Below are 26796 nucleotides of genomic sequence, written 5' to 3'. Positions count from 1 at the left end.
CTGGATGCGGAATTGACAAGGTCGATCTCCCCCTCTAACGTCCAAGCCGCTTCCCGGGATGCATCGGCGCGACGTCGAAAGGGCCAGGCCCGCCCGCTGATCCACATCAGCCGGAGCATATCCATGCCTACGATCGACACCTACCGCAAGCAGGCCAAACAACTGGTTCGCTGGCATCGCAGTTCCAACTACTCCATCGGCGCCAAAGTCCGCCTGCTGGAGCGATTTCGCCATCTGGACGATGCGCAGATCCTGGCCATGCCGCTGCCGTTGACGCTGGCACAGGAGATCGTTGCGGTCGAGGCTGGATTCCTGGACTGGATGGCGCTCCGCACTGCCGCCGCTTCCGTGCCGACGAAGATGATCCCGGAACCGCCAGCGGCCCGCATCCATGGTGCGGTGCCGATCTTCTTCGTCTGCGACGTCACGCGTGCCGCGTCCTTCTATCGTGACCGGCTGGGGTTCGACATCGACTTCCTGTACGGGCAGCCGCCGTTCTACGGGTCGGTCTCGCGCGGCGGCGCCTGCCTCCACCTGCGCTTCGTCGGCGAGCCCAACTTCGCCGAGCTCGCCGCGAGTGAATGCGGGCTTGTCCTCGCCTCGTTCGAGGTCACCGGGGTCAAGGCGCTGTTCGCGGAGTTCGTCGCACGCGGCGCGGACATCGTTCAGCCGTTGACGCGCCAGGCCTGGGGCGGATTGACCTTCCATGTGCGTGATCCGGACGGCAACGTCGTCTCGTTCGCCGAGTACCGCATGACCACGCCAGCAGAGAGCGAAGTCCACCTTTGATACTGTCTTGGCGTATTGATTCGGAAGAGAAGCGGACGATACGGTCGCTGCACCAGATCCCAGTTGACGATGATTCGCATCGGCTCGGCCGTGCGGTCATGGTTGGCGGGATGTTCATGTTGCGTCGGGTCACGGCATGCCCCGATGCCGACCAGGTTCATCACGCAACGACCGGTGAGAACGTTCCTGCTGTACGCTGCGGTGCATCTGGAGGCTACCTGCGAGATCTGGGCGGCGTATCCATTGGCCGTCTTTGTCGATACCAGACCGGTATCGGGATTCGCCCTTGATTCCGTTGATGTACCGCTACTACGCAGGTGTTGGAGCTGCGCGTACGACCTTCCGATATGGCGCGGTGAAGAGGATGGCCCCGGCATACTGCGGGGCCATCTTCCCGTAGGGAGCCTCCGCGCGACCAGCGAATCCGCCGGCTGGGACCTTGCGGTCGGGATGGCGCCAGCCGCGTTCTGCCGCGATGGCAGAGCGGGCCCGATGGCGCGACGTCGGAGAGTCGGATCGCGGGCAGCATGTGCTTGTGATCATGGAGTATTTGCCAACGCGGTCGCGCCCGTTTCCAGCGGCGCTGGCCTGACGGAATCGAGGACCTCTGCCTCGGCCGCCGCTGTATACAATCGCCGGACATTGAAGGGAAACGGTGAGGATATGCAGGACGCTCGGCGGGCTCCACTCATGCGTGGCGAGGCGCCACAGGAATCGATCCCTGCCCGGGAAATGCGGAGCGCTCCGTGAATCCCTTTACGCGATGGCTGAGGGGCGCCCCGTCGTCCAATCCGGTCGACCGGCGCAATGCGCCGTTCATCCAGTTGATCCTGCTGTTCTTCGGCATCTTCGTGCCGATCAACAAGGCCATCTTCCTCTACGCGGTCAGTACGGGGCAGGCTGCCCGGCCCGGGTTCCTGCAGCTTTCCGCGGACCTCGCCACCGACGCCCTGCTCATCGCCTCGGCGTGGGTTGCCCTGTGGTGCATCCGCCGCGGACGTTTCCGCCAGGGCGTGGCGTTGTTCCTCTTCGTGGCGTCGATATGCGTCGGCCTCGCCTACGCCAGCGTCGGCCTGGCGCGGGTCGGACTCGATCCGATCCCGCTGCTGCTGCTGTCGCTGGCCGGCCTGGTGATGGGGCGGCGAACGCTGTGGCTGATGCTCGGGGCGCTGGCGGCGATGCTGCTGGCCTGCGTGGCATTGGACATGGTCCGCGCCGGGGCGGGGGCGCCGGCCACCACCATCGGCAAGGCCATATCCATCGGCGGCATCTGGCTGATCATTGCGCTGGTGCTGGACCGCACCGTGGCCGCGCTGCGCGACAGCCTGGAGGAATCCGAGCAGCGCAGCCGGGCGCTGGAGCAGGCCTATGCGCGCCTGGAGGACGAGATCGCCGAGCGCGAGCGCACCCGCGAGCAGCTGATCCATTCGCAGAAGATGGATCTGGCCGGAAGATTGGCCAGCGGCCTCGCGCACGACTTCGACAACGTACTCTCCGTCATCCTCGGATACGCGCAGCAACGCAACCGGCTGCTGGCCGATGGAGGCGGGCCGGCGCTTGCTTCGGTTCTCGAACGCGTCGAACTGGCCGCCCGCCGCGCGATGGCGATCAGCAGGAAACTGCTGAATTTCAGCCGCCTGGACATCTCGCAGCCGGAGACATTCGATGCCGGCGCCGTCCTGCAGGAGCTGCAGCCGATGCTCCGCCAACTGCTCGGGCCCGAGGTCCAGTTGACGCTGCAGCGCCCGGAGGCGGCTCTGCCCGTGCACATGGACAAGGGCAACTTCGAACTGACGATCCTCAACATCGCCGGGAATTCCCGCGATGCGCTCCCCGGAAAGGGAACTTTCCGGCTCGTCGCCCTGCGCGACGACGCGGCCGGCCTTTTCAGACTGGTGCTCAGCGACGACGGTCCCGGAATACCGGAGCCGATAAGGACCAGTGTGTTCATGCCCTTCTTCACGACCAAGCCCAAAGGCGAGGGAACCGGGCTGGGCCTGTCCGTGGTGCGGGACATCGTGGTGGAGGCGGGCGGCGATATCTCCGTTGAATGCCCGCCAGCGGGTGGGACATCGGTCGGGATCGCACTTCCGCTGGCGTCCATCGCCGGGTAAGCGGTCGGCGAAGCGCACGGCATTCGTTCCTGCGCCCAAGGCCGGAGGAGTGGACGCCAGCGTGGCATCGCGGTACCCGAGCGATGCCGGTGCGCCGGTGTTGCTTCAGAATGCCGTGCTATCGCCCGGGCCGGCTTTCAGGGTGTTTTCGTCGCCGCCCGGCGCGCCACCACCGCCTCGCGATGGGCGATGTAGGCGTTGGCGGCGAGGATGATGGCCGCGCCCAGCAGGGTCCAGCGATCCAGCGTCTCGCCGAACAGCAACCAGCCCAGGAAAACGACCAGCGGCAGCTGGGTGAAGCTGATCGGGGTCAATGCCGAGAGTTCGCCGAGCCGCAGCGCGCGCGTCCACAGCAGCTGCCCGACCGTCCCCAGCACGCCGGTGGCTCCGAGCCACAGCCAGGCGATGCCGGTCGGCCAGGTCCACACGAACAGCGCCGGCACCAGCGACAGCGGCACCCAGAAAACATACGTGTAGAACACCACCGTATCCGGGCCGTCGACGCGCGTGAGCTGCTTGATCTGGATCGACACCAGCGCGCTGAGCATGGCCGCGGCCACCGCGACCAGGCTGCCGGCCTGGAAGCCGTGCGAGCCGGGCCGCACGATCACCAGCACGCCGATGAAGCCGGCGATCACCGCCGCCCAGCGGCGCACGCGCACGGTTTCGCCCAGCCACAGCACCGCCGCGATGGTCACGAACAACGGCGTCGAATAGGACAGCGAGATGGCCTGCGACAGCGGCAGGTGGCCCAGCGCCCAGAAGGCGCACAGCATCGACGCCAGGCCGATCGCACTGCGTACCAGGTAGCGCGGCAGCTGCCGGGTGCGCAGCGGCGCATGGCCCGGGCGCAGCAGCATGGGCAACAAGGCCAGCAGGCCGAAGGCGTTGCGGAAGAACGCCACTTCCTGGGTCGGCACATGGGCCGTGGCGTAGCGGATGGCGATCGCCATCAGGCCGAAGGCGATGGCGCTGCCGAACATCAGCAGCGCGGCGCGCAGCGGAGCCAAGCCGGGGGCTGCGGTGGTGGCGTTCACCAGCGCGCGCCGACCAGGCGCGGTTCGGGCTCGATCGGCACGCCGAAGGTTTCCAGCACCGAGGCGGAGATGCGGCGGGCGAAGGCCAGCAGTTCGGCGCCGGTGGCATTGCCATGGTTGACCAGCACCAGCGCATGGTCCGGCGATACGCCGGCATCGCCCTCGCGCCGGCCCTTCCAGCCGCAGGCCTGGATCATCCACGCCGCCGACAGCTTGCGGTTGCCGTCGTCGTCGCCGGGGAACACCGGCAGCGCCGGATGCTGCTGGGACAGCACCTCGGCCTGCTCGCGCGGCAGTATCGGGTTCTTGAAGAAGCTGCCGGCGTTGCCGAGCACATCGGGGTCGGGCAGCTTGCGGCGGCGGATGGCGATGACCGCGTTGGCCACGTCGGCGGCCACCGGCAGTTCCACGCCCATGGCCTGCAGCTCCTCGCGGATGCCGGCGTAGTCCAGGCGCAGTTCGTGCAGCAGCGGCAGGCGCAGCTGCACCGCAGTGATCAGGTAGCGGTCGGGTTCGTGCTTGAACAGGCTGTCGCGGTAGCCGAAGCGGCACGCCTCCTGGTCCAGCTGCACCCATTCGTGCCGCACGGTGTCCCAGGCTTCGACGGTCTGGATGAATTCGCCGACCTGGGCGCCGTAGGCGCCGATGTTCTGGATCGGCGCGGCGCCGACCGTGCCGGGAATCAGCGCCAGGTTCTCCAGCCCGGACAGGCCCTGGGCCAGCGACCACATCACCAGTTCGTGCCAGGCCACGCCGGCGCCGGCGCGGACCACCGCATGGTCGGCGCGGTGCTCGAGGATAGCGACCTCGCGGTTGTCGAAGCACAGCACGGTGCCTTCCGGATCGGCGGCGAGCAGCACGTTGCTGCCGCTGCCCAGCACCAGCAGCGGCGACGGTGCCACCGCGGCCAGCGCTTCCGGCAGGGCGGCCGCGTCGCGCACGCGCAGCAGGCGTGGCGCGCGGGCGGCCACATGGAACGTGTTGAGGGAATGCAGCGGGGCGTTTTCGGTCAGCGACCAGGGTGCAGCGGTTGTCATAGCGGGGCGACGGCGCCTCGGGACGGGGCCTCGCGGCGGCGGCGGATGGCGTCCACGCATTCGCCGATCAGCGCCGGGCCGCGGAAGACCAGGCCGCTGTAGCACTGCACCAGGGTGGCGCCGGCGGACATCTTCGCCACCGCGTCGGCGCCGGACTGGATGCCGCCCACGCCGATCAGCAGCGGGATGCGTTCGGGCAGGCGCGCGCGCAGGCGGCGCAGCACCAGGGTGGCCTGGCCCAGCAGCGGCGCGCCGGACAGGCCGCCGGTCTCGGCGGCGCGCGGATCGTGCTCGACGCCCTCGCGGCCGATGGTGGTGTTGGTGGCGATCACGCCATCCACTTCCAGTTCGCCCAGCACGCGCGCGGCCGCCTCGATATCGCGGTCGCTCAGGTCGGGCGCGACCTTGACCAGCATCGGCACGCGCCGGCCATGCTGGGCGGCCAGCCGTTCCTGCGCCTCGCGCAGGCCGCCGACCAGCCGCCGCAGCGCCTGCTCTTCCTGCAGCTCGCGCAAGCCGGCGGTGTTGGGCGAGGAGATGTTGACGGTGATGTAGTCGGCCAGCGGGTACACCTTCTCCATGCACGCCAGGTAGTCCGACAGCGCGTCCTCGTTGGGCGTGTCCTTGTTCTTGCCGATGTTGATGCCCAGCGGGCCGGTGCGCTGGCGGCTGCGCTCGACGTTGCGCACCAGCGCATCGACGCCGGCGTTGTTGAAGCCCATGCGGTTGATGATGGCCGCGTGCCGCGGCAGCCGGAACAGTCGCGGCTTCGGGTTGCCGGCCTGCGGGCGCGGGGTGACCGTGCCGATCTCGACGAAGCCGAAGCCCAGCCCGAACAGCGCGTCGATGTGCTCGCCGTTCTTGTCCAGCCCGGCCGCCAGCCCGACCGGGTTGGGGAAGTCCAGGCCGAACGCGGAGGTCGGCATCGGCGCCGGCCGCGCCGCGAGCAGCGGCGTGGTGCCGGTGCGCCAGGCCAGTTCCAGCGCGGACAGCGTCAGGCCATGGGCGCGTTCGGCGTCGAGGGCGAACAGGAAGGGGCGGGCAAGCGGATACATGCTGTTTCAGTCCAGCGTGCCGATGAAGGCACGGGTTCGGTATTCGAAGGCGACCCGTCCGTCCACCGCATGGGCGTCGAACAGGGCGCGCAGGGCCTCCAGCATCGGCGCGTGCCGCGGCTGGCCGGGCTGCGGTGCGTAGGAGGAAGAAAGAAGGCGGCCGCGCAGGCCATCGAAGTCCAGATGCTGCGTGTTAGGCAACTGGACCATGCCGCGCAGGCCGTCGCCGAACCAGGCGCGCATCGTCGCGTCGTCCTGGTAGCGCTCGGCCACTGCGTTGTAATCGGTGCCGTAGTCCTGCAGCAGTTGTTCGTAGGCGGACAGGAACGGCGAAACGTCGAGCAGGCGCGAGTTCCAGTACACCAGCGCCATGCCGCCCGGGCGCAGGATGCGCCGCCATTCCGGCCGCACCGCGGCGGTATCGAACCAGTGGAAAGCCTGGGCGACGCTGATCAGGCCGACGCTGGCGTCGGCCAGCGTGGTGGCCTCGGCGGTGCCGTCGACGAAGGCCAGCTGCGGATGGTCGGCGGCCAGCCAGCGCTCGGCGGCCTCGCGCATCGCGGCGTTGGGCTCGACCGCGACCACCGGGTGGCCGGCGTCCAGGAACAGGCGGGTGGAGATGCCGGTGCCGGCGCCGATGTCGGCGACCGCAGTGGTGGGCGGTACGCCGATGTCGCCATGCAGCCACGCCAGCAGCGCCGGCGGATAGCCGGGCCGGTAGCGGACGTAATCCGCCACCCGGCTGCTGAAGCGTTCGGTCGGATCGGCGGGAGCGCTCACGCGTGCCTCAGGAGTTCAGCGCGGCGATCCAGGCCAGGCCACCGAAGAACAGGACGAAGGCGAGGAGGCAGAGCACCCACATCGCCACCGACACCCAGCCCAGCACCAGGCCGGTGATGGCCAGGCCGTCGCCGTCGAGCTGGCCGTTGCTGCGGCGGATCTCGCCGCGCGCCATGTGGCCGAAGATGATGCCGCCGATGCTGCCCAGGAACGGCAGCAGGGTCCAGCCGAGGATGCCGGCGACCAGGGCGATCACGGCATAGCTGCTGGTCTGGCGTGGGGCGGGAATGCTCATCGCGGGCTCCTTCGGGAGTGTAGAGAGCCGTAGGAGCGCACCTTGGTGCGCGAAGGGGCTTTACCGGGAAAGCCCTCGCGCACCAAGGTGCGCTCCTACGGGAAAAGGACTCCCGCAGGGCGGGAGTCCGTCGCCATCACAGGTCGAACTTGATGCCCTGGGCCAGCGGCAGCGAATCGGAGTAGTTGATGGTGTTGGTCTGGCGGCGCATGTAGACCTTCCATGCGTCCGAACCGGACTCGCGGCCGCCGCCGGTTTCCTTCTCGCCGCCGAACGCGCCGCCGATCTCGGCGCCGGAGGTGCCGATGTTGACATTGGCGATGCCGCAGTCGCTGCCGGCCGCCGACAGGAACTTCTCGGCCGACTTCAGGTTGGTGGTGAAGATCGACGAGGACAGGCCCTGCGGCACGCCGTTCTGCATGTCGATGGCTTCGTCCAGGGTCGTGTACTTCATCACGTACAGGATCGGGGCGAAGGTCTCGTGCTGCACGATCTGGTCGCTGTTCTTCAGGCCGGTGACGATCGCCGGCAGCACGAAGTTGCCCGGACGGTCGATGGCGGTGCCGCCGGTCTCGATGGTGCCGCCGGCGGCCTTGGCCTTCTCGATCGAGGCCAGGAACTGCTGCACGGCCTCGGGGCTGTTCAGCGGGCCCATCAGGTTGGCCGGGTCGGTCGGGTCGCCGATCTTGCCTTCGACCTGCTTGTACGCCTTGACCAGGGTGGCCAGCACGTTGTCGTAGATCGATTCGTGCACGATCAGGCGGCGGGTGGTGGTGCAGCGCTGGCCGGCGGTGCCGACGGCGCCGAACACGATGCCCGGCACGGCCAGCTTCTGGTCAGCGGTCTCGTCCAGGATGATGGCGTTGTTGCCGCCCAGCTCCAGCAGGCAGCGGCCCAGGCGGCGGGCGACGCGCTCGTTGACGATGCGGCCGATCTGGGTCGAGCCGGTGAAGGAGATCAGCGGCACGCGCTTGTCGTCGACGAGCTTTTCCGACAGTGCGGTGCCGGCGTCGTTGATCAGGAAGAAGATGTCCGGGAAACCTCCTTCCTTCAGCGCCTCGTTGCAGATCTTCATCGTGGCGATGGCGGTGAGCGGGGTCTTGTTGGACGGCTTCCAGATGCACACGTCGCCGCAGATGGCGGCCAGGAACGCGTTCCAGCTCCACACCGCGACCGGGAAGTTGAAGGCCGAGATGATGCCGACCAGGCCCAGCGGGTGGTACTGCTCGTACATGCGGTGGCCGGGGCGCTCGGAGTGCATGGTGTAGCCGTACAGCATGCGGCTCTGGCCCAGCGCGAAGTCGGCGATGTCGATCATCTCCTGCACTTCGCCGTCGCCTTCCGGCTTGGACTTGCCCATTTCCAGCGCGACCAGCGAACCCAGCGCGTCCTTGTGCCGGCGCAGCGCCTCGCCGCACAGGCGCACGGCCTCGCCACGGCGCGGGGCCGGGGTGGTGCGCCACACCTTGTAGGCTTCCTGGGCGCGGGCGACGATGGTTTCGTAGTCGGCCTCGGTGGTGGCCTGGACTTCGGCGATCACCTCGCCGGTGGTCGGGTTCTGCGGCTTGAGCACACCCGCGCCGGTCGCGGTGGACCATTGCCCATTGCCCAGATAGGTGCCAGCGTTGGAAGCGTCGAGGCCGAGCGCCTTGAGCATTTCGAAGGACATGAAATCTCCTGATTGCCTTGCGTTGGGGGGGCGCAGCCGCTGGCAGTGGTGGGGTGCGGCGTGCAGAACCGCGATTTTAGCAGAGCCGGCCGCACTTCTCGGCACGCGGTGGATGCCCGGCGGCACGGCGGCATGTCACAATACGCGCTCGCAGGCCCCGTAGCTCAGCTGGATAGAGCGGTCCCCTCCTAAGGGACAGGTCGCACGTTCGAATCGTGTCGGGGCCGCCATCGTTGCGCGCATCTCCGTTCCGCCGCCGCCGGTTGCGGCGACGCTCGCCTCCTGCGCAGACTCCCTCCATGTCCGCCAGCACGCCCCATCTGCGCCGCTATCTCGGGCCCACCGGGCTGGAGTGCCACGACTACGCGCAGTGGGTGCTGCCGGTGCGTGGCGAGCTGCAGTTCGAGGTGGGCGGCAGCGGCGGCCACCTGGACCGATTGCAGGGCGCCTTCGTCGCGCCCGGCCAGACCCACGATCTCGAAGCGCTGGGCGAGAACTGCTGCCTGATCGTCGATTGCCCGCCGGGCGTGCTCGACGACGACACGCTGGAACACCTGTACCGCAGGCCCTGGCTGGCGCTGCCGGCGGACGTGCGGCAGCGTCTGCAGGGACTGCCGGGCAACGGCCTGAAGGACGATCCGCTGCCGCGCCTGCTGCGCCATTTCGCGCCGGCCGGCAGCGGCGCGCGCCTGCAGGCGCTGTGCATGGCCGTGGTCTCGGCGCCGGGCATGGACTGGTCGGTGGCGCGCATGGCGGCCATGGCCGGGGTCAGCGGCAGCCGCCTGCATGCGCTGTTCGTGCGCGAGTTCGGTCTGGCGCCACAGGCCTGGGTGAGCGCCGCGCGCCTGCGCTGGGCCAAGCGACAGCTGCTGGGCAGCGACGCCAGCATCAGTGAGATCGCCCAGCGCGCTGGATATTCCGAGCAGAGCGCCTTCACCCGGGCGCTGCGCCGGGAGAGCGGACGCACGCCGCGGCAGTGGCGGGCGCGGCAGTAGCCTGGGTCAAGACGCTCCGCCGGAGCGGCGCCTACACTGCGCGCCCTTCTCCACGGCAAGGTACCGCAGGCGTGAGTCGTTCGATGAGTGTCGGGATCGCCAACGGCGTGGCCTCCGGGGCGCTGTGGGGCGTGGTGTTCCTGGCCCCGGCCATGCTGGCCGGATTCGCGCCGCTGCAGCTGGCGGCCGCGCGTTACCTGGTCTACGGCGCCATCGCGCTGGTGCTGCTGGTGCCGCGCTGGCCGGCGCTGCGTTCGCGCATCGGCCGCGCCGAATGGGGCGCGCTGGCCTGGCTCAGCCTGCTCGGCAACCTGCTCTATTACGTGCTGCTGTCCGTTTCGGTGCAGTGGAGCGGCGGCGCGGCGGCGTCGCTGATCGTCGGCATGGTGCCGGTGCTGGTGGCGGTCACCGCGTCGCGCGAGCCGGGCGCGGTGCCGCTGTCGAAACTGGCGCCGGCGCTGGCTCTGTGCGTGGCCGGGGTAGTGCTGATGGGCTGGGCGGCGATGGCGTCCTCGCATGTGCACACCGGCGCCGGGCAGCGCCTGGTCGGCCTGCTGTGCGCGGTCGGCGCGCTGCTGTCCTGGACGGTGTACTCGGTGGGCAATGCGCGCTGGCTGGCGCGTTGCCCGGAGGTGTCCGGGCACGACTGGTCGCTGCTGACCGGCGTGGCCACGGGCGCCCTGGCGCTGCTGGTCGCGCCACTGGCGTTCGCCGGCGGAGGGCAGGGGCGTCCTGCGGCCGAATGGGGGCAGTTCTGGCTGATCGCCGCGGCGGTGGCGGTGCTGGCCTCGATCCTCGGCAACGCCTGCTGGAACCGCGCCAGCCGGGCGCTGCCGCTCACCCTGGGCGGGCAGATGATCGTATTCGAGACCCTGTTCGGCCTGCTCTACGGCTTCCTCTGGCAGCAGCGCTGGCCGCTGCCGCTGGAAATGCTGGCCGCCGGCTGCCTGCTCGCCGGCGTCGTGCTCAGTGCGGCGGCGCACCGGCCGGCCACGGAGGCGGTCGCTCCCCACTGATCATCGCCGTCGGGGCGCGCGTGTTCCGCGCAGTTCCTGGCGTGCAGGTCCACACTGCTGCGGCGGCAAGGGTGGCTTGCGGCGCCAACGAAGGTGCGTGTCGGTGCCGCTTCCCGGCGGGCGAAAACGGTGTTTTCGCCGATGTTTGCCGGATAGATGGCCGATGATGGGTGTTGATGACATATGCAACCGATGCCTGCAGGTTCGCCGACGATGACTGCAGGTAATCTTTTGCACCGCAACACTTGACAGCGCATTCACCGCTGGTGTCCTCTTGACCGCATGAACACGCGCTCGTCCCTCTTCGCCATCGCCCAGCCGCCTGCAGGCGCGCTGCCGTGCACCGGCGGGCGCATGTCCATTACCACCACCATCATTACCGTCACCACTCGCCCGGTGCGGCCCGTCGTCTTCGCGTAGTTTCCGAAAACCACGGCCCCGCACCCGGATCAGGATGCGGGGGCTCCCATCCTGATGCGTGTCGGGGCCTCCAGCCGAGGTTCATCCGATGTCGCCAGTTGCCGCTTCACCCCTTGCCCCCGCCACGGACGCCGCCGTGCGCACCGTCGTCCACAAATTCGGCGGCACTTCGGTGGCCGACGCCGACCGCTACCGCCACGTGGCGCAGCTGCTGCTGGTGCGCGAGGAGGACGTGCAGGTCACCGTGGTGTCGGCGATGAAGGGCGTGACCGACGCGCTGATCGACCTGGCCCGGCTGGCGGCCGCCGCCGATTCGACCTGGGACGAGCGCTGGCACGAGCTGCGCGCCCGCCACCGCGCGGCGGCGGTGGCGCTGCTGGCGGAAAACGCCGGCCCGACCATCGAGTGGCTGGACGCGCGCTTCAACCGCCTGCGCGAGATCCTCGCCGCGCTGGCGGTGATCGGCGAACTGCCGCAGGAAGTGCTGGACCGCGTGCAGGGCCTGGGCGAAGTGTTCTCGGCGCACCTGCTCGGCCACCACCTGCAGGCGCTGGGCGAGGATGCCGACGTGCTGGACGCGCGCGACGTGCTGGTGGTCGACCACGGCGAGCTCGGCGTGGACGTGGACTGGAAGTCCAGCGCGGCCAGGCTGGCGCTGTGGCGGCAGTCGCATCCGGCGCGGCGGCTGGTGGTGACCGGCTTCGTCGCGCGCGACCGCAAGGGCAACATCACCACGCTCGGCCGCAACGGCAGCGATTTTTCCGGTGCGATCTTCGCCGCGCTGTTCGCCGCCGACGAACTGCACATCTGGACCGACGTGGACGGCGTGCTCTCGGCCGATCCGCGCGTGGTGCCGGAAGCGGTGCAACTGGAGGCGCTGAGCTACGACGAGGCCTGCGAACTGGCCTATTTCGGCGCCAAGGTGGTGCACCCGCAGACCATGTCGCCGGCGATCGAACGCGGCCTGCCGATCATCATCCGCAACACCTTCCAGCCCGACCACCCCGGCACCCGCATCACCGCCGTCAGCGCCGGCCGCGGGCCGATCAAGGGCCTGACGCTCAGCCCGGACCTGGCGGTGCTGAACGTGGAGGGCACCGGCCTGATCGGCGTGCCCGGCACCGCCGAGCGCGTATTCGCGGCGCTGCGCAACGCGCACGTGTCGGTGGTGATGATCTCGCAGGGCTCCTCCGAGCATTCGATCTGCTGCGTGGTGCGCCAGGCCGAGGCGGCGCGCGCGCGCGACGCGCTGGTGCAGGCGTTCTCGCACGAACTGGCCGCCGGCCAGGTGCAGCGCGTGCAGCTGACCGAAGGCGTGAGCGTGCTGGCCGCGGTGGGCGACGGCATGGCCGGCCAGCCGGGCGTGGGCCGCGCGCCTGTTCGAGGCGCTGGGGCGGGCGCAGGTCAACATCCTGGCCATCGCGCAGGGCTCGTCCGAGCGCAACATCTCGGTGGCCATCGACGCGCGCGACGCACCAACGCAAGGCGCTGCGCGCCGCGCATGCCGGGTTCTGGCTGTCGCCGCAGACGTTCTCGGTGGGCGTGATCGGTCCGGGCAACGTCGGCGCCGCGCTGCTGGAACAGCTGCGCGCGGCCCAGCCGCAGCTGCTGGCGCGGGCGAAGCTGGACCTGCGCCTGCGCGCGGTGCTGTCGCGCAACCGCATGCTGCTGGAGACGCGCGGCGTGCAGGGCGACTGGAAGGCCGCGTTCGAGGCCGCCGCGCAGCCGGCCGACCTGGATCGCTTCACCGAGCACCTGCTGTCCGCGCGCCTTCCGCATACCCTGATCATCGACTGCAGCGGCAGCCCGGAGGTGGCCGATCGCTATGCGGGCTGGCTCGCCGCCGGCATCCACGTGGTCACGCCCAACAAGCAGGCCGGTTCCGGTCCGCTGGCGCGCTACCAGGCCATCGGCGAGGCGGCCGCCGCCACCGGCGCGCGCTTCCGCTACGAGGCCACGGTCGGCGCCGGGCTGCCGGTCATCACCACGCTGCGCGACCTGGTCGATACCGGCGACGAGGTCACCGCGATCGCCGGCATCTTCTCCGGCACGCTGGCGTGGCTGTTCAACAAGTACGACGGCAGCGCGCCGTTCTCGCAGCTGGTCGCGCAGGCGCGGGCGATGGGCTACACCGAACCGGACCCGCGCGACGACCTGTCCGGCGTGGACGTGGCGCGCAAGCTGGTGATCCTGGCGCGCGAGGCCGGACACGCGCTCAGCCTGGAGGACGTGGCGATCGAAGGCCTGGTGCCCGAGGCGCTGCAGCAGGGCGGCGTGGACGACTTCATGGCGCGCCTGCACGAGGTCGATGGCGGTTTTGGCCAGCGCCTGGCCGATGCGCGCGCGCGCGGCAACGTGCTGCGCTACGTCGCCCGCTTCGAACCGGGGCAGCGGCCCACGGTCGGCCTGGTCGAACTGCCCGGCGACCACGCCTTCGCCAACCTGCGCCTGACTGACAACGTGGTGCAGTTCACCACCGCCGCCGCTACTGCGACAATCCGCTGGTGGTGCAGGGGCCGGGCGCCGGCCCGGAGGTGACGGCCGCCGGCGTGTTCGCCGACGTGCTGCGCGTGGCCGCGGGGGAGGGAGCGCGACTGTGAGCGGGCAGGCAATGCAGGAGGGTGCCGGGCGGCGCGAGGCGCGCGCCTTCGCGCCGGCGTCGGTGGCGAACGTGGCGGTCGGCTTCGACCTGCTCGGCTATGCCGTGGCCGGCGTCGGCGATACGGTGACGGTGCGGCGCATCGCGGCACGGGAGGTCCGCATCGCGGCGATCCGCGGCACCACCGCCGAGCTGCCGACGGAGGCGGCCGGCAATACCGCCGGCGCGGCGCTGATCGCGCTGCGCCAGGCGCTGGCGCTGCCGTTCGGCTTCGAGATCGAGATCGACAAGGGCATACCGCTCAGCTCCGGCATGGGCGGCTCGGCGGCCTCGTGCGTGGCCGCGCTGGTGGCGGCCAACGCCCTGCTGGATGCGCCGTTGAGCCGCGAGCAGCTGTACCTGCATTCGCTGGAAGGCGAAGCGGTGGCCAGCGGCAGCCGCCATGGCGACAACCTCGGCCCGATGTTCCTTGGCGGGCTGGTGCTGTCCACGCTGGAGCGGCTGGTGCCAGTGCCCGTGCCCGGGCAATGGCACAGCCTGCTGGTGCATCCGGATGCGCTGCTGGAAACCCGCCGCGCGCGCGCCGCCCTGCAGGGCAGCTACGAGTTGAAGGAATTCGTGGCGCAGAGCACCCACCTGGCGCTGGTGCTGGCCGGCTGCCATGCCGGCGACGCCGGGCTGGTGCGCGCCGGCCTGCGCGACGTGCTGGTCGAACCGCGCCGCGCGCCGCTGATCGGCGGCTTCGACGCCGCCAAGCAGGCCGCGTTGGAGGCCGGCGCGATGGGCGCCAGCATCTCCGGCGCCGGACCCAGCGTATTCGCGTGGTTCGAGACGCGCGAAGCAGCGGAGGCCGCCGCGTCGAAGGTGCAGTCCGCCTTCGCCGCCGCCGGCTTCGGCAGCCAGAGCTGGGTCACCCCGCTGGACAGCCCGGGCGCGCACCTGCTTTGAAGCCCTGAAGCCCCTCTCCCATCGGGAGAGGGGTTGGGGTGAGGGCACGGGCGAAGTCGTGCGCCCGTACCCTCATCCACAAATTCGGGGCACCTTGCAGCTCACCCTTCGGGCTCCTGCCGGGCTGCTCCCGAAGGCAGAAGGGCAGACACGGCGCCCCACAGAACAGTCCCATCCGGAACCTTTCCCATGCACTTCATCTCTACCCGCAACAACGCACCCGCCGCCACGCTCAGCCAGGCCATCGCCGCCGGCCTCGCGCCCGACGGCGGCCTGTACGTACCGCAGCAGATGCCGCCGGCCCGCGCCCTGCAGGCCGGCGATACGCTGGCCGACACCGCCGCGACGCTGCTGCAGCCGTTCTTCGCCGGCGACGGACTGGAAGCGGAACTGCCGCGGATCTGCGCCGAAGCCTTCGACTTCCCGGCGCCGCTGCGGCGCCTGGCGACCCGCAACGACCATGTGCTGGAGCTGTTCCATGGCCCGACGGCCGCGTTCAAGGATTTCGGCGCGCGCTTCCTCGCCGCCAGCCTGTCGCGGCTGCGCGCGGGGCAGGAGCGGCCGTTGACGATTGTCGTCGCCACCTCCGGCGATACCGGCGCGGCCGTGGCCGCCGCCTTCCACAACCAGCCCAACCTGGAGGTGGTGGTGCTGTATCCGGACGGGCGCGTGTCGCCGCGGCAGGCGCACCAGCTGGGCTGCCTGGGCGGCAACATCCGCGCGCTGCGCGTGGCCGGTTCGTTCGACGACTGCCAGGCCATGGTCAAGCAGGCGTTGAACGACGCCGGGCTGCAGGCGCAGGTGCCGCTGAGTTCGGCCAACAGCATCAGCCTCGGCCGCCTGCTGCCGCAGATGAGCTATTACGCGCATGCGGCGCTGACGCACCGCGCCGCGCACGATTCGCTGCTGAACGTGGTCGTCCCCACCGGCAATCTCGGCAACGCGATGGCGGCGGTGATGGCGCGCGCGCTCGGCGTGCCGCTGGGGCGGATCGTGCTGGCCACCAACGCCAACCGCGTACTGCCGGACTACTTCGCCGGCGGCGGGTACGAGGCCCGCACCAGCGTGGCCACGCTCGCCAATGCGATGGACGTGGGCGCGCCCAGCAATTTCGAACGGCTGCGCTGGCTGCATGCCGGCGACGACGCGGTGCTGCGCGCGCAGTTCATCGCGCGCGCGGTGGACGACGACGCCATCCGCGACACCATCGCCGCCCGCCACCTGCGGCACGGCGAAGTGTTCTGCCCGCACACCGCCACCGCGGTACGGGTGCTGGAGCAGCTGCGCGCCAGCGGCGAGGCGGCGGCGCACGAACATTGGGGCCGTGGCGGCGACCGCCCACCCGGCCAAGTTCGAGACGGTGGTCGAGCCGTTGATCGGCGCCGAGGTGCCGGTGCCGCCGGCGCTGGCGGAACTGCTGCGGCGCCCGGCCCATGCCGAGCCCTGCGCGCCGGAATACGCGGCGCTGCGCGACAGGCTGCTGGGCTGACCGTCGCCGCCGCGTTGTCCACAGCGGATGTGGAAGGCGGCGAGGAAAGCCTGTGGACAACTGCCCGCCCGGCCAGTGCCGGCGGGCCTTGGCGCCGGCCTGGTCAAAATGGCGCCAGGCCCGGTCCGGGTCAGGCGGCGCGGGGCGGGGCAGGTCGCCCGAGCGGTCGTGCCGGTTGCCGCGCCCGGGCAGGCTGAGCAGCCAGGTCGCCACGGCAGCGCGGCCAGCATCAGCAGCCAGCCCGCGGCGATGAAGCCGCTGGCCGAGAACACCGGCAGGCCCGACGCGGCGGTGAAGGCGGTGGCGAACACCAGGGTCGCCAGCGCGCAGTGGAACCGGAGCCGGCTGCGTCCCAGCCGCAGCAGCAGCCAGGCGGCGGGCAGGGCGAGCAGCAGGTTGATCACGAAGTCCTGCAGCAGCGTCGCGCCATACCAGGCGGTGCCGGACAGCCCGGCCTGCGCGAGCCGCGCCGGAACCATGTTGTAGGCGGCGATCAGCGGCCAGGCGTAGAGGACCAGCAGCACGAAACCGATGCCGATGGCGATGGAGAGCAGTGTGGCGATGGCACGCGACATGAGGCCTCCCGGGTCTGCCGCAGCGGTGTCGCGGCGGTCGCGCCCAGCTTGCAGGGCCGCGCCGGGGACGTCAAACGCAGGGCGGGCGGTCAGCCCAGGTCGTCGTTGGCCAGCTTCTGCAGGCCGGCGAAGTCGAGGATCTCGACCACGTTCAGGTGCGGCAGCGCGATCAGGCCCTGCTGGCGCAGCTTGGTGAAGGTGCGGCTGACCGTTTCCATGGTCAGGCCGAGGTGGTCGGCGATGTCGCCGCGGCCCATCGGCAGCGCCACGCGGTTGCCGACCTGGCCCTGCATGGCCTCGCGCGCGGCCAGGCGCAGCAGGAAATCGGCGAGCCGTTCCGGCGGCTGCAGCCGCGCCAGCGCCAGGGCGTTGTCCTGGGCGGCGTCCAGCTCCTGGCAGGCGCGCTGCAGCAGCTTGCGTTCCAGGTGCGGGAAGCGCTGGCGCAGATCGCGCATCTGCGAGGTCGGCACGCGGCACACGCGGCTCTCGGCGATGGCCTCGATGTCGTAGCGGTGGTGGTCGCTGCCGCTCAGGCCCACGTAGTCGCCGGGCAGCACGAAGCCGTTGACCTGGCGGCGGCCGTCGGCCAGCGTGCGCACCAGCCGCAGCGCGCCTTCGGTCACGGTGAACACATGCGCGCGCGGTTCGCCGCTGCGGGCCAGGGTGGTACCCATCGGCACCGGCATGGACGCGGTGATCTGCTCCAGCGCCTGCACCTCGTCGCAGGACAGCGCCGAGCACACCGACAGATGCCGCACCGAACACTGCAGACACTCGCGCGCGCCGCTTCCTTCGGAAACGGAGGGCAAGGCGGAATTTGGCTCGGAACCGGGGACGGACCGGATCATGGCTTCGGGGCGGGGGACGTGCGCCCATGATACTTCATGCGGTCGGCCGGGCGGCGTGGCGCTAGAATTGGCGTCCGCTCACCCCCACCGTTTGCAGGAGTTTCGCCCGTGATCAAGCCCCGTACGCCGCCCGGCATCATGGAATTGCTGCCGCGCGAGCAGATTGCGTTCCAGCGCATGCTGGACGTCATCCGCCGCAACTACGAGCGCTTCGGGTTCCTGCCGGTCGAGACCCCGGTGTTCGAGCTGTCCGACGTGCTGCTGACCAAGTCCGGCGGCGAGACCGAGCGCCAGGTGTATTTCGTGCAGTCCACCGGCGCGCTGGCCAACGCCGCCAGTTCGGCGGAAGCGGGCGGCGACAAGGCGCTGCCCGAAATGGCGCTGCGCTTCGACCTGACCGTGCCGCTGGCGCGTTACGTGGCCGAGCACGAGCACGAGCTGACCTTCCCGTTCCGCCGCTACCAGATGCAGCGCGTCTACCGCGGCGAACGCGCCCAGCGCGGCCGGTTCCGCGAGTTCTACCAATGCGACGTGGACGTGATCGGCAAGGACGCGCTGAGCATCCGCTACGACGCCGAAGTGCTGGCGGTGATCCACGCGGTGTTCTCCGAACTGCGCATCGGCCGCTTCGCGGTGCAGCTGAACAACCGCAAGCTGATGCGCGGCTTCTTCGAGGCGCAGGGCGTGTCCGACCCGCAGCAGCAGGCGTTGGTGCTGCGCGAAGTCGACAAGCTCGACAAGCGCGGCGCCGACTACGTGCGCGAGACGCTGGTTGGCCCCGATTTCGGCCTGCCGGCCGAAGCGGTGGCGCGCATCCTCGCCTTCGTCGAGGTCCGCTCGCAGTCGCACGCCGACGCGCTGGCGAAGATCGACGCGGTGCTGGCCGAGGCCGGCGCTGCCGCCAGCGAATCGCTGCGCGCCGGCGCCGCCGAGCTGCGCGAGGTGCTGGAGCTGGTCAAGGCGCTGGGCGTGCCGGAAAGCGCGTACTGCCTGAACTTCTCCATCGCCCGCGGCCTGGACTACTACACCGGCACCGTCTACGAGACCACGCTGCTGGACCACCCGCAGATCGGCTCGATCTGCTCGGGCGGCCGCTACGAGGACCTGGCCAGCCACTACACCAGGTCGAAGCTGCCGGGCGTTGGCATCTCCATCGGCCTGACCCGACTGTTCTGGCAGCTGCGCGAGGCCAACCTGATCGAGGGCATCGCCGAGAGCAGCGTGCAGGCGATGGTGGCGCTGATGGACGAGGCGGCGATGCCGCAGTCGCTGGACATCGCCCGCCGCCTGCGTGCCGGCGGCATCAACACCGAAGTGCAGATGGAGCCGAAGAAGATCGGCAAGCAGTTCCAGTACGCGGCCAAGGCCGGCATCCGCTTCGTGGTGTTGGCCGGCGAGGATGAACTGGCGCGCGGGGTGGTCGCGGTCAAGGACCTGCTGCGCGAGCAGCAGTTCGAGGTCGCCCGCGACGAGCTGGCCTCCACGCTGCAGGTGGAGCTGGAGCAGGCCCGCGCCATGGCGCGCTGAGCGTCCCACCGAGCCCGAACCGGAAGGCCCCGCACCGCGGGGCCTTTTCTTTTGCCCGGAGGGCAGCCCGCGCAGCGGCGTTTGACCGGGCGCTCCAGTCTGGATTAATGTATTAGCACGCTATTACATTGGTACGTATGAAAACGCGCCCCGACTCCGACCGCGAAAAGGCTTCCGACGCTTCCCTCAAGGCATTGGCGCGCGCGTTCGCCGCGCTGGAGCGGCCGCAGGACGTGCAGGCCTTCCTGCGCGACCTGTGCACGCCGGCCGAGCTGGAGGCCATGGCCGACCGCTGGCGGGTGGTGCCGCTGCTGCGCAAGGGCGTGCCGTACCGCGAAATCTACGACCTGACCGGGGTGAGCGTGACCACCATCGGCCGGGTGGCGCGCTCGCTCGAGCACGGCGCGGGCGGTTACGCCGCCGCCATCGAGCGCCTGTCCGCGCGCAAAGCCGAATCCAACTGAGACAAGACCCATGAGTGCTTCCACCTCCGCGCCGGCCCGCGACCGGCTGCGCATCGCCATCCAGAAGAGCGGGCGCCTGGCCGACCCGGCGCGCAGCCTGCTGGCCGCCTGCGGGCTGAGCTGGCGGCAGAGCCGCGACAAGCTGTTCTGCTTCGGCGAATCGTTGCCGGTGGACCTGCTGCTGGTGCGCGACGACGACATCCCGGGGCTGATCGCCGACGGCGTCTGCGACCTGGGCGTGGTCGGCCTCAACGAGCTGGACGAGCAGGCCAAGGCGCGCCGCCAGATCGGCCTGCCCGATGCCTACCAGCCGCTGCGCGGCCTCGGTTTCGGCCAGTGCCGGCTGATGATCGCCGTGCCCGAGGAATGGGACTGGCAGGGGGCGGCGCAGCTGGCCGGCAAGCGCATCGCCACCAGCTACCCGGCCATCCTCGCCGCATGGCTGAAGGACAAGGGCGTGGATGCGCAGGTGGTCGAGCTGTCCGGCTCGGTGGAGATCGCGCCGAAGCTGGGCACCGCCGACCTGATCTGCGACCTGGTTTCCAGCGGCGCCACGCTCGCGGCCAACCAGCTCAAGCCGGTGGAAACGCTGCTGGACAGCGAGGCCGTGCTGGCCGGGCCGGCGCACGAACTGGACGACGCCCGCGCCGGCCTGATGGCGATGCTGCTGCGCCGCCTGGACGGCCTGAGCAGGGTGCAGGACCGCAAGCTGCTGATGTTCTCCGCCGCCGAGGAACGCGTGGACGAACTGGCGCGGCTGCTGCCCGATGCCGAACCGCTGCTGCGCCTGCCGGACACGGGCGGGGCGGTGCGCCTGCAGACCATGTGCAACGGCGCGTTGAGCTGGCAGCGGCTGGAGGAACTGGAGCGGGCCGGCGCGCAGGGGCTGATGGTGCTGGCGGTGGAGAAGTCGCTGGCATGAACATCCTCGACTGGAACGCACTGGATGCCGACGCGCAGGCGCGCGCGCTGGCCCGGCCGGTACAGGCCGTGGCCGCGCAGACCCGCGTCGCGGTCGCGTCGCTGATCGAACAGGTGCGTGGTGCCGGCGACCTTGCCCTGCGCGAGATCACCGCGCGTTTCGACGGCGTGGCGCTGGAACGCTTCGAAGTGGGCGAGGCCGAGTTCGCCGCCGCCGAACGGGCGGTGCCGGCGGAACTGCGCATCGCCATGCAGCAGGCCGCCGCGCGCATCGATGCCTACCACCGCGCCGGCATGGCGCAGCCGTATTCGCTGGAAACCGCGCCGGGCGTGACCTGCGGCAAGATCATCCGGCCGATCGGCCGCGTCGGCCTGTACGTGCCGGCCGGCAGCGCGCCGCTGCCGTCGACCGCGCTGATGCTGGGCGTGCCGGCGAAGCTGGCCGGTTGCCGCGAAGTGGTGCTGTGCACCCCGCCGCGCAAGGATGGCAGCGCCGATCCGGCGGTGCTGGTGGCCGCGCGCCTGACCGGCGTGCACCGGGTCTACAGGATCGGCGGCGCGCAGGCGATCGCGGCGATGGCCTGGGGCACGGAGACCGTGCCGTCCTGCGACAAGCTGTTCGGGCCGGGCAACAGTTACGTCACCGAGGCCAAGCAGCAGGTGGCGCAGGCCGGTGCCGCGGCCATCGACATGCCGGCCGGACCGTCGGAAGTGCTGGTGATCGCCGATGCCGGCGCCAACCCGGCCTTCGTCGCCGCCGACCTGCTGTCGCAGGCCGAGCACGGCCCGGATTCGCAGGTGCTGCTGCTCAGCGACGATGCCGCGCTGATCGCCGCGGTGCAGGACGAGGTGGAACGGCAGGTGGCGCGGCTGCCACGCGAAGCCATCGCCCGGCAGGCGCTGGCGGCCTCGCTGCTGGTCAAGGTCGAATCGATCGAACAGGCGTTCGCCATTTCCAATCGCTACGCGCCCGAGCACCTGATCCTGGCGCTGCGCCGGCCGCACGACTGGCTGGACCGCGTCGAGGCGGCCGGCTCGGTGTTCCTGGGCGACTACACGCCCGAAGCGCTGGGCGACTACTGCTCCGGTACCAACCACGTGCTGCCCACCGCCGGCGCCGCGCGCGCCTACAGCGGCGTCAGCGTCGCCAGTTTCCAGAACCAGATCAGCGTGCAGGCGGCCAGCGCCGAGGGCATCGCCGGCATCGGCCCGTGCGCCCTGGTCATGGCCCGCGCCGAAGGACTGGACGCGCACGCCAACGCGGTCGCGCTGCGGCTGGGAGCGGCGCCATGAACGGCGTGCTCGACCTGGTGCGCGAGGACCTGCGCGGTTTCGCCGGCTACTCCTCCGCGCGCAGCGCCAGGCTCGAGGGCGAGATCTGGCTCAACGCCAACGAATCGGCATGGGCGAACCCGGGCGACGCGGCGGCCACCTGCCGGCGCTATCCCGAACCGCAGCCGCAGGCGCTGCGCGAACGGCTGGCCATGCTCTATGGCTGCACGGCCGAGCAGTTGCTGATCGGCCGCGGCAGCGACGAGGCCATCGACCTGCTGGTGCGCGCGCTGTGCGTGCCCGGCCGCGATGGCGTGCTGTATACGCCGCCGGTGTTCGGCATGTACGCGGTGAGCGCGCGGCTGCAGAACGCGCCGGCGCTGGAAGTGCCGCTGCGCGACGGCGAGGCCGGTCTGGTGCCGGACATCGAGGCCATCATCGCCACCGCGAAGCATGGCAATGCGCGGCTGGTGTTCCTGTGCTCGCCCTCCAATCCCGGCGGCCGGAGCATCCCGCTGGCGCAGGTCGAACAGGTGGCCAGCGCGCTGCGCGGGCAGGCGCTGGTGGTGGTGGACGAGGCCTATGCCGAGTTCGCCGACGAAGCCTCGGCGGTGAGCCTGCTGCCGCGCCACGACAACATCGCCGTGCTGCGCACGCTGTCCAAGGCGCATGCGCTGGCGGCCGCGCGCATCGGCTGCGTGATCGCCGACGCCAACCTGGTCGCGGTGCTGCGCCGCTGTCAGGCGCCGTATCCGGTCCCGGCGCCGTGTTCGGCGCTGGCCCTGGCCGGGCTGGATGACGCCGCGCTGGCGCGCACGCGCGAGCGCATCGACCTGGTGCGCGTCGAGCGCGAGCGCCTGCGCGCCGCGCTGGCGGTCCTGCCCGGCGTGCGCCGGGTCTACGCCTCCGATGCCAACTTCCTGCTGGTGCGTTTCGTCGATGCCGAGGCCGCATTCCAACGGCTGCTGGTCGCCGGCGTGGTGGTGCGCGACCAGCGCGCAGCGCCGCTGCTGCACGATGCGCTGCGCATCACCCTCGGCACCCCCGAACAGAACGCGCGCGTACTGGGCGTGCTTGCCACCCTGGAGCCTGCCGCATGACCCCCATCCTGTTCGTCGACCGCGACGGCACCCTGATCGAGGAGCCGGCCGATTTCCAGATCGACGCCTACGAGAAGATCCGCTTCGTCCGCAACGTCATCCCGGCGATGCTGCGCCTGCGCGACGCCGGCTACCAGTTCGTCATCGTCTCCAACCAGGACGGGCTGGGCAGCGACAGCTACCCGCAGGCCAGTTTCGACGGCCCCAACGACCTGATGCTGCAGATCTTCGCCAGCCAGGGCATCGTGTTCCGCGACGTGCTGGTCGACCCGAGCTGGCCGGCCGACAACAGCCCCAACCGCAAGCCGGGCATCGGCATGATGCTGCCGTACCTGCAGGACCGTTCCATCGACTGGGCGCGCTCGGCGATGGTCGGCGACCGGCCCACCGACATCCAGTTCGCCGACAACATGAGGATCCGCGGCTTCCAGCTGCGCACCGCGCAGTTCGGCGGCGAGTGGGACTGGGACGGCATCGCCCATGAACTGGCCGACGCGCCGCGCCGTGCCACCGTGCAGCGCGATACCAAGGAAACGCAGATCCGCGTATCCGTCGATCTGGACAGGGTTGCTGCGTCGAAGATCGACACCGGCCTGCCGTTCTTCGACCACATGCTCGACCAGATCGGCCGACACGGCGGGTTCGCGCTGGAAATCCAGGCGCGCGGCGACCTGCACATCGACGAACACCACACCATCGAGGACACCGGGCTCGCCCTGGGCCAGGCCCTGCGCGAGGCGCTGGGCGACAAGCGCGGCATCGGCCGTTACGGCTTCACCCTGCCGATGGACGAGACCCTGGCCAGCGCCGCGCTGGATTTCAGCGGCCGCCCGTACTTCGTATTCGAGGGCGCGTTCAGGCGCGAGCGGGTGGGCGACATGCCGACCGAACTGGTGCCGCATTTCTTCCGCTCGCTGTGCGACGCGGCCGGGCTGAACCTCAACCTCAAGGTCGAAGGCGACAACGACCACCACAAGGTAGAGGCCTGCTTCAAGGCGCTGGCGCGCGCCCTGCGCCAGGCGATCCGCCGCGAGGGCACCGAACTGCCTTCGACCAAGGGGGCGCTGTGACCACGGTCGGCCTGATCGACGCCGGCGGCGCCAACCTCGGTTCGGTGCGTTATGCGCTGGAACGGCTGGGTGTGGCCGTGCGCATGGTGCGCGGGCCTTCCGATCTGGACGCTGCGTCGCGGGTGATCCTGCCGGGCGTCGGCGCCGCGGCCGAGGGCATGCGCCGCCTGCACGCACAGGGGCTGGTGCAGCCGCTGCGCGAACTGCAGCAGCCGTTGATGGGCATCTGCCTGGGCATGCAGCTGCTGTTCGAGCGTTCGGAGGAGGGCGGCGTGGACGGCCTGGGCCTGCTGCCGGGCGTGGTGCGCCGCCTGCATCCAGCGGTGGGTGTGCGCGTGCCGCACATGGGCTGGAACAAGCTGCTGGCGCTGCGCGAATCGCCGCTGCTGGACGGCGTGCCGGCCGGTTCCAGCGCCTATTTCGTGCACAGCTATGCCGCGCCGGTCACCTCCGACACGGTGGCGGCCTGCCACCACGGCGGCCTGTTCACCGCAGTGGTGCAGCGCGGCCGGCTGTGCGGCGCACAGTTCCATCCCGAACGCTCGGCCGGGCCGGGCGCGCGCATCCTGCGCAACTTCATCGAGACCGACTTTTCATGAGCTTCACCGTCTATCCCGCGCTCGACATCCGCAACGGGCAGGTGGTGCGCCTGCTGCAGGGCGACTACGCGCAGCAGACCACTTATGGCGACGATCCGCTGCCGCGCGCGCAGGCCTTCGCCGCGGCCGGCGCGCGCTGGATGCACCTGGTCGACCTGGATGCGGCCCGCGCCGGCGGCTACACGCTGGCGCCCTTGCTGGCGCAGGTCGCAGCGACCACGGCGCTCAAGGTGCAGACCGGCGGCGGCGTGCGCGGCCGCGACGACGTGGCGCGCATCCTCGAGGCCGGCGCCAGCCGCGTGGTGATCGGCTCGCTGGCGGTGCGCGAGCCCGCGCAGGTGCTGGCCTGGCTGCAGGAATTCGGTGCGGAGCGGCTGACCATCGCGCTGGACACGCGGCAGGGCGACGATGGCGTGTGGCGCCTGCCGGTGCACGGCTGGACCGAGACCGCCGACGTCACCCTGGACGAACTCGCCGTGCGTTATGCGCAGGCCGGCATGAAGCACCTGCTGTGCACCGACATCGCCCGCGACGGCATGCTGTCCGGCCCCAATCTCGAGCTTTATGCGCACCTGTCGCGGCTGCTGCCCGGCGTGGCGGTGCAGGCGTCCGGTGGCGTGCGCGACGTGGCCGACGTGGCCGCGGCGCGCGCGGCCGGCTGCGCCGGCGCAGTGCTGGGCAAGGCGCTGCTCGAAGGCCGGCTGCGACTGCAGGAGGCGCTGGCATGCTGAGCCGCCGCATCATTCCCTGCCTGGACGTGCGCGAGGGCCGCGTGGTCAAGGGCGTGCGTTTCCGCGACCACGTCGACATGGGCGACATCGTCGAGCTGGCGCTGCGCTACCGCGACGCCGGCGCCGACGAGCTGGTGTTCTACGACATCTCCGCCAGCCCGGAAGGGCGTTCGGTGGACCGCGCCTGGATCGAGCGCGTCGCGCGCCTGATCGATATCCCGTTCTGCGTGGCCGGCGGCATCGGCGACGTGGAGACCGCGCGCGGCATTCTCAATGCCGGCGCCGACAAGATCTCGATCAACACGCCGGCGCTGGAACGGCCGGCGCTGATCGGCGAGCTGGCCGAGGCGTTCGGCCAGCAATGCGTGGTGGTCGGCATCGACTCCATCCACGAGCCGGACGGGCAATGGCGGGTGCGCTCCTACACCGGCGATCCGGCAAAGACCCGCGCCGAAGCGCGGCTCACGCTGGACTGGCTGCGCGAAGCGCAGCAGCGCGGCGCCGGCGAGATCGTGCTCAACTGCATGGACAGCGACGGTGTGCGCAAGGGCTACGACATCGCCCAGCTGCGCCAGGCCCGCGCCCTGTGCGGCGTGCCGCTGATCGCCTCCGGCGGTGCCGGCGAGCCACGGCATTTCGCCGATGTGTTCGAGCAGGCCGACGTCGACGGCGCGCTGGCGGCCAGCGTGTTCCACTCCGGCGCCATCGCCATTCCGGAACTCAAGCGCTTCCTGCGCGGACAACAGATCGAGGTACGCGATGTCTACTGAAACCCCCTTCGACCCGGCCGCGCTGGATTGGGACAAGGTCGGCGGGATGATGCCGGTCGTGGTGCAGGACGCGGCCACGCTGCGCGTGCTGATGCTCGGCTACATGGACCGCGCCGCGCTGGACCGGACTCTGCAGGGCGGCAGGGTCACCTTCTTCAGCCGCAGCCGGCAACGCCTGTGGACCAAGGGCGAGACTTCGGGCAACCACCTGGAGCTGGTGGCGGTCCGCGCCGACTGCGACGCCGACACCCTGCTGGTTACCGCGCGCCCGCACGGGCCGACCTGCCACACCGGCAGCACCAGTTGCTTCGGCGACGCGCCGGGACAGTTCCTGGGCGCGCTGGACGCGCTGGTGCGGCAGCGCGAGCACGACCGCCCGCTCAACAGCTACACCACCAAACTGTTCGAGAAGGGCACGCGCCACATCGCGCAGAAGGTGGGCGAGGAGGGCGTGGAGACCGCGCTGGCCGGCGTGGTCCAGCGCGACGACGAGCTGCTGGGCGAATCGGCCGACCTGCTGTTCCACCTGATCGTGCTGCTGCGCGCTCGCGGCCTGTCGCTGGACGACGCGGTGGCGGTGCTGGAGCAGCGCCACGCGCGGGCGGCGGAGAAGGCGGCGGGCTGAGGCGCGGGCGCGCTGGCCTGCCTCCGATCCGCCGTCCAGGGCAAACCCGTC

The 26796-nt window shown here is 70.6% G+C and carries 23 protein-coding genes, 1 tRNA gene and 2 pseudogenes; 19 read left to right on the top strand and 7 right to left on the bottom strand.

Going from position 1 to position 26796, the window contains the following annotated elements; genetic code table 11:
- Positions 1-123 precede the first annotated feature (123 nt).
- Entirely contained in the window at positions 124-789 is a 666-nt protein-coding gene (locus ABTV91_RS12450; RefSeq protein ID WP_433851726.1) for a glyoxalase superfamily protein, read from the top strand.
- A gap of 746 nt (positions 790-1535) precedes the next feature.
- The gene (locus ABTV91_RS12445) at positions 1536-2903 is read left to right on the top strand and encodes a sensor histidine kinase (RefSeq protein ID WP_433851725.1); all 1368 of its coding nucleotides are present in this window, start codon (positions 1536-1538) and stop codon (positions 2901-2903) included.
- A gap of 137 nt (positions 2904-3040) precedes the next feature.
- Here ABTV91_RS12445 and ABTV91_RS12440 read toward each other — a convergent pair whose 3' ends face one another.
- From ABTV91_RS12440 to amaB, 6 genes are all read right to left on the bottom strand, one after another.
- Entirely contained in the window at positions 3041-3904 is an 864-nt protein-coding gene (locus ABTV91_RS12440; protein ID WP_433854178.1) for a DMT family transporter, read from the bottom strand.
- 32 nt (positions 3905-3936) lie between these two features.
- Positions 3937-4977, bottom strand: a complete 1041-nt coding sequence (gene murB / locus ABTV91_RS12435; RefSeq protein WP_433851724.1) for a UDP-N-acetylmuramate dehydrogenase — start codon at positions 4975-4977, stop codon at positions 3937-3939.
- Positions 4974-6032: a quinone-dependent dihydroorotate dehydrogenase gene (locus ABTV91_RS12430; protein ID WP_433851723.1), complete on the bottom strand. Its 1059-nt coding sequence runs from the start codon at positions 6030-6032 to the stop codon at positions 4974-4976. The genes murB and ABTV91_RS12430 overlap by 4 nt, the downstream gene beginning before the upstream one ends.
- A gap of 6 nt (positions 6033-6038) precedes the next feature.
- Positions 6039-6812, bottom strand: a complete 774-nt coding sequence (locus tag ABTV91_RS12425) for a class I SAM-dependent methyltransferase (protein ID WP_433851722.1) — start codon at positions 6810-6812, stop codon at positions 6039-6041.
- A 7-nt stretch (positions 6813-6819) separates the two neighbouring features.
- Positions 6820-7107: a DUF4190 domain-containing protein gene (locus ABTV91_RS12420; RefSeq protein ID WP_433851721.1), complete on the bottom strand. Its 288-nt coding sequence runs from the start codon at positions 7105-7107 to the stop codon at positions 6820-6822.
- A 136-nt stretch (positions 7108-7243) separates the two neighbouring features.
- Entirely contained in the window at positions 7244-8776 is a 1533-nt protein-coding gene (gene amaB, locus ABTV91_RS12415; protein WP_433851720.1) for an L-piperidine-6-carboxylate dehydrogenase, read from the bottom strand.
- Between the two features lie 153 nt (positions 8777-8929).
- Between amaB and ABTV91_RS12410 the strand changes: the two genes are divergently transcribed.
- The 7 genes and pseudogenes from ABTV91_RS12410 to ABTV91_RS12380 all read left to right on the top strand — a co-directional run bounded on the left by ABTV91_RS12410 (position 8930) and on the right by ABTV91_RS12380 (position 16729).
- A tRNA-Arg gene (locus ABTV91_RS12410) sits at positions 8930-9006 on the top strand.
- 69 nt (positions 9007-9075) lie between these two features.
- Positions 9076-9771 carry a helix-turn-helix domain-containing protein gene (locus ABTV91_RS12405; protein ID WP_433851719.1) on the top strand — a complete coding sequence of 232 codons (696 nt, stop codon included), beginning with the start codon at positions 9076-9078 and terminating at the stop codon, positions 9769-9771.
- 83 nt (positions 9772-9854) lie between these two features.
- A complete protein-coding gene (locus ABTV91_RS12400; protein ID WP_433851718.1) occupies positions 9855-10787 on the top strand; it encodes a DMT family transporter in 933 nt (310 codons plus the stop codon).
- A 508-nt stretch (positions 10788-11295) separates the two neighbouring features.
- Positions 11296-13807 (top strand): annotated as a pseudogene (gene thrA, locus ABTV91_RS12395) (bifunctional aspartate kinase/homoserine dehydrogenase I).
- Between the two features lie 11 nt (positions 13808-13818).
- Positions 13819-14754 (top strand): homoserine kinase, encoded by a 936-nt coding sequence (locus tag ABTV91_RS12390; RefSeq protein WP_433854177.1) that lies wholly within the window; start codon positions 13819-13821, stop codon positions 14752-14754.
- Between the two features lie 189 nt (positions 14755-14943).
- Positions 14944-16243: pseudogene (gene thrC / locus ABTV91_RS12385) on the top strand (threonine synthase).
- A 168-nt stretch (positions 16244-16411) separates the two neighbouring features.
- Complete coding sequence (locus ABTV91_RS12380) at positions 16412-16729, top strand: hypothetical protein (protein WP_433851717.1); 318 nt, start codon at positions 16412-16414, stop codon at positions 16727-16729.
- A 178-nt stretch (positions 16730-16907) separates the two neighbouring features.
- On the opposite strand, the gene ABTV91_RS12375 is transcribed toward ABTV91_RS12380, so the two are convergent.
- The gene (locus ABTV91_RS12375) at positions 16908-17666 is read right to left on the bottom strand and encodes a Crp/Fnr family transcriptional regulator (protein WP_433851716.1); all 759 of its coding nucleotides are present in this window, start codon (positions 17664-17666) and stop codon (positions 16908-16910) included.
- Between the two features lie 108 nt (positions 17667-17774).
- Here ABTV91_RS12375 and hisS point away from each other — a divergent pair, with 108 nt between their 5' ends.
- The 10 genes from hisS to hisIE all read left to right on the top strand — a co-directional run bounded on the left by hisS (position 17775) and on the right by hisIE (position 26745).
- Complete coding sequence (gene hisS / locus ABTV91_RS12370; protein ID WP_433851715.1) at positions 17775-19193, top strand: histidine--tRNA ligase; 1419 nt, start codon at positions 17775-17777, stop codon at positions 19191-19193.
- Positions 19194-19330: 137 nt separating this feature from the next.
- Complete coding sequence (locus tag ABTV91_RS12365; RefSeq protein ID WP_433851714.1) at positions 19331-19657, top strand: YerC/YecD family TrpR-related protein; 327 nt, start codon at positions 19331-19333, stop codon at positions 19655-19657.
- Positions 19658-19667: 10 nt separating this feature from the next.
- Positions 19668-20579, top strand: coding sequence for an ATP phosphoribosyltransferase (gene hisG, locus ABTV91_RS12360; protein ID WP_433851713.1), 912 nt, complete (start codon positions 19668-19670; stop codon positions 20577-20579).
- Positions 20576-21871, top strand: a complete 1296-nt coding sequence (gene hisD, locus ABTV91_RS12355; RefSeq protein ID WP_433851712.1) for a histidinol dehydrogenase — start codon at positions 20576-20578, stop codon at positions 21869-21871. The genes hisG and hisD overlap by 4 nt, the downstream gene beginning before the upstream one ends.
- Entirely contained in the window at positions 21868-22950 is a 1083-nt protein-coding gene (hisC, locus tag ABTV91_RS12350) for a histidinol-phosphate transaminase (protein WP_433851711.1), read from the top strand. The genes hisD and hisC overlap by 4 nt, the downstream gene beginning before the upstream one ends.
- Positions 22947-24020: a bifunctional histidinol-phosphatase/imidazoleglycerol-phosphate dehydratase HisB gene (gene hisB / locus ABTV91_RS12345; RefSeq protein WP_433851710.1), complete on the top strand. Its 1074-nt coding sequence runs from the start codon at positions 22947-22949 to the stop codon at positions 24018-24020. Before hisC ends, hisB begins: the two co-directional genes overlap by 4 nt.
- Entirely contained in the window at positions 24017-24619 is a 603-nt protein-coding gene (hisH, locus tag ABTV91_RS12340) for an imidazole glycerol phosphate synthase subunit HisH (protein ID WP_433851709.1), read from the top strand. The genes hisB and hisH overlap by 4 nt, the downstream gene beginning before the upstream one ends.
- A complete protein-coding gene (gene hisA / locus ABTV91_RS12335; protein ID WP_433851708.1) occupies positions 24616-25350 on the top strand; it encodes a 1-(5-phosphoribosyl)-5-[(5-phosphoribosylamino)methylideneamino]imidazole-4-carboxamide isomerase in 735 nt (244 codons plus the stop codon). Before hisH ends, hisA begins: the two co-directional genes overlap by 4 nt.
- Positions 25344-26120 carry an imidazole glycerol phosphate synthase subunit HisF gene (gene hisF, locus ABTV91_RS12330; protein ID WP_433851707.1) on the top strand — a complete coding sequence of 259 codons (777 nt, stop codon included), beginning with the start codon at positions 25344-25346 and terminating at the stop codon, positions 26118-26120. The genes hisA and hisF overlap by 7 nt, the downstream gene beginning before the upstream one ends.
- Complete coding sequence (hisIE, locus tag ABTV91_RS12325) at positions 26110-26745, top strand: bifunctional phosphoribosyl-AMP cyclohydrolase/phosphoribosyl-ATP diphosphatase HisIE (RefSeq protein ID WP_433851706.1); 636 nt, start codon at positions 26110-26112, stop codon at positions 26743-26745. The genes hisF and hisIE overlap by 11 nt, the downstream gene beginning before the upstream one ends.
- Positions 26746-26796 lie beyond the last annotated feature (51 nt).

Source organism: Stenotrophomonas nitritireducens (assembly GCF_050984405.1).
Taxonomy (GTDB): domain Bacteria; phylum Pseudomonadota; class Gammaproteobacteria; order Xanthomonadales; family Xanthomonadaceae; genus Stenotrophomonas; species Stenotrophomonas nitritireducens_B.
Note: the sequence above shows the minus strand (reverse complement) of the source record. Positions and strands in the feature narration are given on the sequence as shown.